The organism is Sphingomonas sp. LaA6.9 (assembly GCF_022601895.1).
In the GTDB taxonomy this organism is placed as follows: Bacteria; Pseudomonadota; Alphaproteobacteria; order Sphingomonadales; family Sphingomonadaceae; genus Sphingobium_A.
Genome location: NZ_JAKVIO010000046.1, coordinates 23,627 through 29,626 on the forward strand (window position 1 = coordinate 23,627; position 6,000 = coordinate 29,626).

General features: G+C 65.6%; 4 protein-coding genes. All 4 read right to left on the reverse strand.

All coding sequences use genetic code 11. The features are described from left to right. Window positions 1–389: 389 nt before the first annotated feature. On the reverse strand, window positions 390–1,901 hold the full coding sequence (locus MKI88_RS18115; protein WP_241632955.1) for a Ppx/GppA family phosphatase: 1,512 nt from the start codon (window positions 1,899–1,901) through the stop codon (window positions 390–392). Window positions 1,902–1,939: 38 nt separating this feature from the next. Further along, window positions 1,940–4,105: an RNA degradosome polyphosphate kinase gene (locus MKI88_RS18120; protein ID WP_241632956.1), complete on the reverse strand. Its 2,166-nt coding sequence runs from the start codon at window positions 4,103–4,105 to the stop codon at window positions 1,940–1,942. A 9-nt stretch (window positions 4,106–4,114) separates the two neighbouring features. Next, on the reverse strand, window positions 4,115–4,738 hold the full coding sequence (locus tag MKI88_RS18125; RefSeq protein ID WP_241632957.1) for a DnaA ATPase domain-containing protein: 624 nt from the start codon (window positions 4,736–4,738) through the stop codon (window positions 4,115–4,117). Window positions 4,739–4,745: 7 nt separating this feature from the next. Beyond that, on the reverse strand, window positions 4,746–6,000 hold a 1,255-nt coding region (locus MKI88_RS18130; protein ID WP_348636275.1), incomplete at its 5' end, for a heavy-metal-associated domain-containing protein.

Genomic DNA, 6,000 nt, shown 5'->3' on the forward strand with positions numbered 1-6,000 from the left:
AGCCCGCCGCGCCCACGCGACTTAATGGCCGATAACAGGAGCTGTTTACCGGAAGTGGACTGTCAGCACACGCCGGCAAAGGCGACGCTTCCTTTGTCGTCACCCCGGACTTGATCCGGGGTCCCGCTTATTGGGTCAGGCCACCAAGTCGAACAGGCCCTGCCAGTCGGGATCGCTCCGTTCGATCAGGTCGAACTTCCAGATATCTACCCAGCCGCCTTGTCTCGCGCGCTCCATCACCGAATGCATGTGAAAAGCGGGACCCCGGGTCAAGCCCGGGGTGACGAGGGTGCGAAACGTCCGCTTCCACGACAAATTGGTTGCAATGATCGCTCAAGCTGATGCTTGAAACCGGACGCTGGCTTACGGCCTGAACTTGCCCACGCCGCCTAGTCCTTCTCGACCATCCGGTAGGACAGCCCCATCGCATTGGCGAGCTGGCGATGCCTGCGTTCGACAGCTTCGCCGTAAAGACTCGTCTCACTGCGATCGATCGCAAGAACAAGCACACCGTTCTGGACTGATACGGCGCTTGCGAGCAACGGGGTCGCGACGCCCCCGCTGAAACGCTGGCCCAGCCGCATCGCGAGCCCCCAGTTGACCGCATCGCGCAGCGCCCTGGGCGAAGCAAGCGGCTCAAGCTGTGCCAGAGGCGTCGCGCCTGCACCAAAGCTGGTCGCAAGCGCCTGCCCGATCATCGCACGCCCTGTCGCGTCGATACCGACCCAGTTGCCGTGCAGCGCGGTTTCGAGGCCGCGTTCGGCGCGAAATTCGGGGTTGGCGCGCCAGGCCACATCGGCGAGCAGGCACGCCGCATGGCGCAAGCGCGCGCCCTCTGCCGTCTCGTCGGCGAAGAGCGGCGCGATCCACTCTTCGAGGAGATCTCCATGCTCGGGGAAGCGGCCTTCGCGCACGCCCTCGGCACGCGCCGCTACGATCAGCGGGTCGGCGCGGCGCTGCTCGGCATCGAGCATCTGGAACAACAGCCCTTCGCGCAGGCCCGAGGCCGACACGATCAGCTCGCTGCTGTCGAGTTCGCGGACAAGCGCTGAAAGCAGAAGGCCCGCATTGCCCAACGTCGGGATACGCGCGTCGCTGAGCGTCGGCAGCGCCTGTAGTTTCTTCCGGTCGACTTTGGCCAACGAACGGACGAGATGCTGCGCGCGATCGGATTCCATCCGATATTGATGGATGATCGGCAGCGGATAATCCGAAAGGTGCATGTCGAGCCGCGCCAGCGCACGCCATGACCCACCCACCATATAGAAGGGCAGCCCCTTTGCTTCTCTCAGCCAGGCCTGCTTCTTGAGCATCTTGGCAAGCGTCGTCTTGAGCGCGGTCTTGCCCTGTTGCCGGATCGCGGCGAGGCGCAGCACGCCGAGCGGCAGCGAGACCGAGCCCAGCGTCTGGCCATCCCTGACGCGAATGAGTTCGAGGCTGCCGCCGCCGAGATCGCCGACTATGCCGTCAGCCTCGGGGATCGCGGAGATAACGCCCAGCCCCGCAGCTTCGGCCTCCTGCTGGCCCGAGAGCAACTCGGTGTCGATGCCGATGTCCCTGATCCGCGCGAGCAGTTCGGAGGCATTCCTCGCCTCGCGCACCGCGGCGGTCGCGACGGTGCGGATGCTCGAAACACCCATTTCGAGCGAAAGCTGGCGGAAGCGCCTGAGCGCGCGCACGCTCACCTCGACTGCTGCAGCGTCGATCAGCCCGTCGCGCGACAGGTTGCGGCCCAGCCCCGCCATGACCTTTTCGTTGAAAAGAATCGCGGGCAGCCGCTCGGGCCCGTCGAAGACGACGAGCCGGATCGAGTTGGAACCGATATCGATGATCGCACGTCGCCCGCTCTGATCGGCGCGGGAGAGCGCGCGCGTGCGCGCAACTGGCGAGACGGAGGCCATGGCCACTCCCTAGACTTCGCGAAGGTGCTTGGCGAGTCTCAGCGACGCCGTCTGAGGCTCAGCTTGGGCACCGCATCGCTGTTTCTGAGCGACGCACCGCGGCCCGAGAGCGACGGGTTCGTCATGAAATAGCGGTGCAGGTTGAAAGGCCGCTCACCCGGCTCGACACGATGATATTCGCCGTCGGCATCAAGCTCCCAGCTCTGTTCGTTGTCGAGGAGATTGGCGAGCATGACCTGATCGAGCACCTGGTCGTGCACGGTCCGGTTCTCGATCTTGAGCATATATTCGACGCGGCGATCGAAATTGCGGGGCATCCAGTCGGCCGAGGAAATGAAGACCTGCGCGCCGTCATTGGGCAGTTCCTTGCCATTGCCGAACGCCCAGATGCGGCTGTGCTCGAGAAAGCGGCCGATCACAGACTTCACGCGAATATTGTCCGACATGCCCGGAACCCCGGGGCGCAGACAGCATATGCCGCGGATGATCAGGTCGATCTCGACCCCCGCGCCGCTCGCTTCGTATAGCTTTTCGATGATGTCGGGATCGACGAGCGAGTTCATCTTCGCCCAGATCGCGCCGGGCTTGCCCGCACGGGCATTGGCGATCTCGCCATCGATCAGCTCGCAGAGCCGGGGGCGCAGGTTTTTCGGGCTCATCGTCACCACCTCGAGGCTGGGATCGACGTAACCCGTGATGTAGTTGAAGATCTGCGCGGCATCGCGGCCAATGCGCGGATCGGCAGTGAAGAAGCTCAGATCGGTATAGATGCGCGCGGTGATCGGGTGATAATTGCCCGTGCCGAAGTGGCAATAGGTGCGGAAAGTGCCGCCCTCGCGCCGCACGACCATCGATATCTTGGCGTGCGTCTTCCAGTCGATGAAACCGTAGACCACCTGCACGCCTGCGCGTTCGAGCGCGGAGGCCCAGAGCAGGTTCTGTTCCTCGTCGAAGCGCGCCTTCAGCTCGACCACCGCGGTCACCGACTTGCCCGCCTCGGCGGCGTCGATCAGCGCGCGGATCACCGCGGACTGCTTGCCCGCGCGGTAGAGCGTCTGCTTGATCGCGACGACGTCGGGGTCCGCCGCCGCCTGATTGAGAAAGGCGAGAACGACGTCGAAAGTTTCATAGGGGTGGTGGACGACGATGTCCTTGGCGCGGATCGCGGCGAAGCAATCGCCGCCATGCTCGCGGATGCGCTCGGGAAAGCGCGGCGAATAGGGCGAGAATTTGAGGTCGGGGCGATCTTCGTCGACGAGCTGCTCGAGCTCACCCACGCCCAGAAAGCTGACGGTTTCGGTGATCAGCGCGTCCTCGCCGCCGAGTTCGTCCTTGACCAGATTCTCGACGTCCTGCGTCATGCCGTTTTCGAGCTTGAGGCGGATGACCCTGCCCCGCCGCCGGCGCTTGATCGCGCTGCGGAAATACCGGACCAGATCCTCGGCCTCTTCCTCGATCTCGATGTCGCTGTCGCGGATGATCCGGAAGGCGCCCGAACCGATGACGTCATAGCCCGGGAACAACAGCCCCGAGAAACGCCGCAGCATCGTCTCCATCGCGATGTAACAGGCGGTCTCCTTGCCGGGAACGCGCACGAAGCGCGGCAAGGTCGAGGGTATCATCAGCAATTCGCGGATGGGCTCGCCATCGGACTGGCGCTTGAGATCGAACACGACGCTCAGCCCCTTGTTGGGGATGAAGGGGAACGGGTGCGCGGGATCGAGCGCCTGCGGCGTCAGAATCGGGAATATCTGCTCGCGAAAATGCGCCTCGGCCCAGTCGTGCGCCGCTCCTTCGATCTCGTCGACTCCGAGGACCCTGATGCCCGCATTGCCGAGTTCACGCCTGATATCGAGCCAGATGCGCTGCTGATCGGCCATCAGCCGGTCGGCCTGCTCGGAGATCGCCACAAGCTGCTGCGAAACCGTCAGCCCGTCGGCGGACCGTTGATCGACGTCCTGAAGCTGCTGCCCCTTCAGCCCGGCGACGCGGACCATGAAGAATTCATCGAGATTGTTGCCAGAGATCGAGAGAAAACGCAGCCGTTCGAGCAGGGGGTGCGCGCGGTTTGTCGCTTCCTCGAGCACGCGTCGGTTGAAGGCGAGCCAGCTCAGCTCCCGGTTGAAATAACGCGTACTGGCGACGGCGGCGCTTTCGACGTCGTCGTCATTGCCGAAGGGGACGGGCGCTGGCTTGCTACTCATCCCCTCCTTCTAGAACAAAAGTGGTGACTCGTCGATTACACCCATCTCGGCGAGAACCCGTTTTGCCAGCGGAATCGCGATCTTCGTCCCGCGCTTCTCGAGCGCGAGGTGATCGACGAGGTCGACGAAGCGCATGACGGCGACATAGCTGCGCTCGATTCGTGCGGTGGCATAGGCACGAAAGTCCGGCCGCGTGAGGATGCCGCGCTGCGCCAGCAGCCTTTCGATCAGCGCATCGATCAGCGTGTCGTCGGGCTGGTCGATGCGGACCAGCGGGGTGGCTGCAAGCCGCGACCGCAGGTCGGCGAGCCGTGGCTTCCATTCGGGCGGCGCCCGGTCCGAAATGATGAGCAGCGGCCGCCGCGCTTCCTGCGCCATGTTCCAGGCATGAAAGATGCGGTCCTCACCCTGCTCCTCGGCATTGTCGATGAGCGTGCCGTGCGATTTCAGCGCGAAGATCCGGCCGAGCAGGCTGCGTCCCGACTTGCGCGGACCGACGAGCAAGGTCGCCCAGACGGGCCAGGTGCCGACATGTTCAAGGTGGCGGACCGCCGCCGCGTTGCACGGGCTGACGATGAAATCGGCATCGGTCTCGTCCGCGGGCCAGTCCAGTGGCAGCGCGATCTGGCTCATGCGCGGATCAGTCGCCCGAGACGTTGCCGGCGGCGGGCGGCGCGGGCTGAGGCGCGGGTTGCGCGGCGCCGCGACGGATGCGCAGCACCCCTGCCCCTTCCTGCACCTGCCAGCCGCGCGCAGCGAGCGCGGCGCGCAGTGTCGCGATGTCGCCCGCATAGGTGACGCGCATCACCGAAACACCGCCGATCGCAAGGCTGGTGGTCGCCGCGCCGCTGATGCCCGGCACCGAGCGGATCGCCGACTCGCCGCGGCTGACCGCGCCCGCATCGGGCGTGTCGAACTGGATCGTGATCGTCGCGCTGGCGGCAGCGGTCGCGTTGGTCAGCGCGCCATCGTCCACGAGCGCCGTCTCGATCGCATCCTCGAGGTCCTCGGGATCGACGGGCTCCTCGATGATCAGCGAGGGGTCGGGACGCAGGCGGCCGTCGTTCAGCGCCTGCGCATAGGCCGCATCGATCCGGCGCACGCCTTCGTCGAGCATCTGGGCGAGCGCGCCGGCATTGCGGACGCGCAGGCTGAATTGCGTCAGGATCCTGCTGTCGGGACCAAAGCCAGCGGTAAAATGGCCGGTGACGGGGCCGCCGGGAAATTGCCGCTCAAGCCGGACCTTGGGGATGAGCACGTCGGCCGCGCCGAACTGGTCGAGGATCACGCGCCACCAGACGCGATTGCGCCGCTCGGCCTGTGCGGCGCTCAGCAGCAGCGGGTCGGAGCCCGTACCGGCGGGGCGGACATAGTCGATCGGGCTCGAACCCGTGCGAAAGCGTGCCCAGGCCTGTTGCCATTCGGTACGGTGCTCGAAGCTTTCAGGGCGGCCACCGGACCACTGGACCGGAAGCACGAGATAGGGCGCCGAACGCGTCGCCACGCCGCCCACACCGAGGATCTGGCCGGCGCGGGCGCGATCGAAGAGCACGCCGAGGCGCGCGACATAGCGGTTGGGCCCGATCTGCTCGTCCTCGACAACGATGCCGCCGACGATCGAATCGAGCGTGCTGTCGGGCAGGCCCGGCGCGCCAGTGCCCGGATGGTGCTTTTCCCAGAGCGCCTTCCACGCCTTGCGCTGTGCCAGCCGCCAGCCGCCATAGCGCGCGGCATCGGCGGTCTTGCCATAGACATCGACCTTCACGCCCGTCACTTCGAGGCTTCCCGAGGTGTCGATGGGGGTAACGCCGCGATCGCTCCCCTCGATCTGTGCGAGCACAGCGACGCTCGCGCCTCCCATGAGAAGGAGCGCTGCAAGGACGGGAAGCGGACGG

Bases quoted from the DNA above. Each gene is read 5' to 3' on its own strand.
- MKI88_RS18120 (WP_241632956.1), bottom strand. From the start codon at position 4,105: ATGAGTAGCAAGCCAGCGCCCGTCCCCTTCGGCAATGACGACGACGTC.
- MKI88_RS18125 (WP_241632957.1), bottom strand. From the start codon at position 4,738: ATGAGCCAGATCGCGCTGCCACTGGACTGGCCCGCGGACGAGACCGAT.
- MKI88_RS18115 (WP_241632955.1), bottom strand. From the start codon at position 1,901: ATGGCCTCCGTCTCGCCAGTTGCGCGCACGCGCGCGCTCTCCCGCGCC.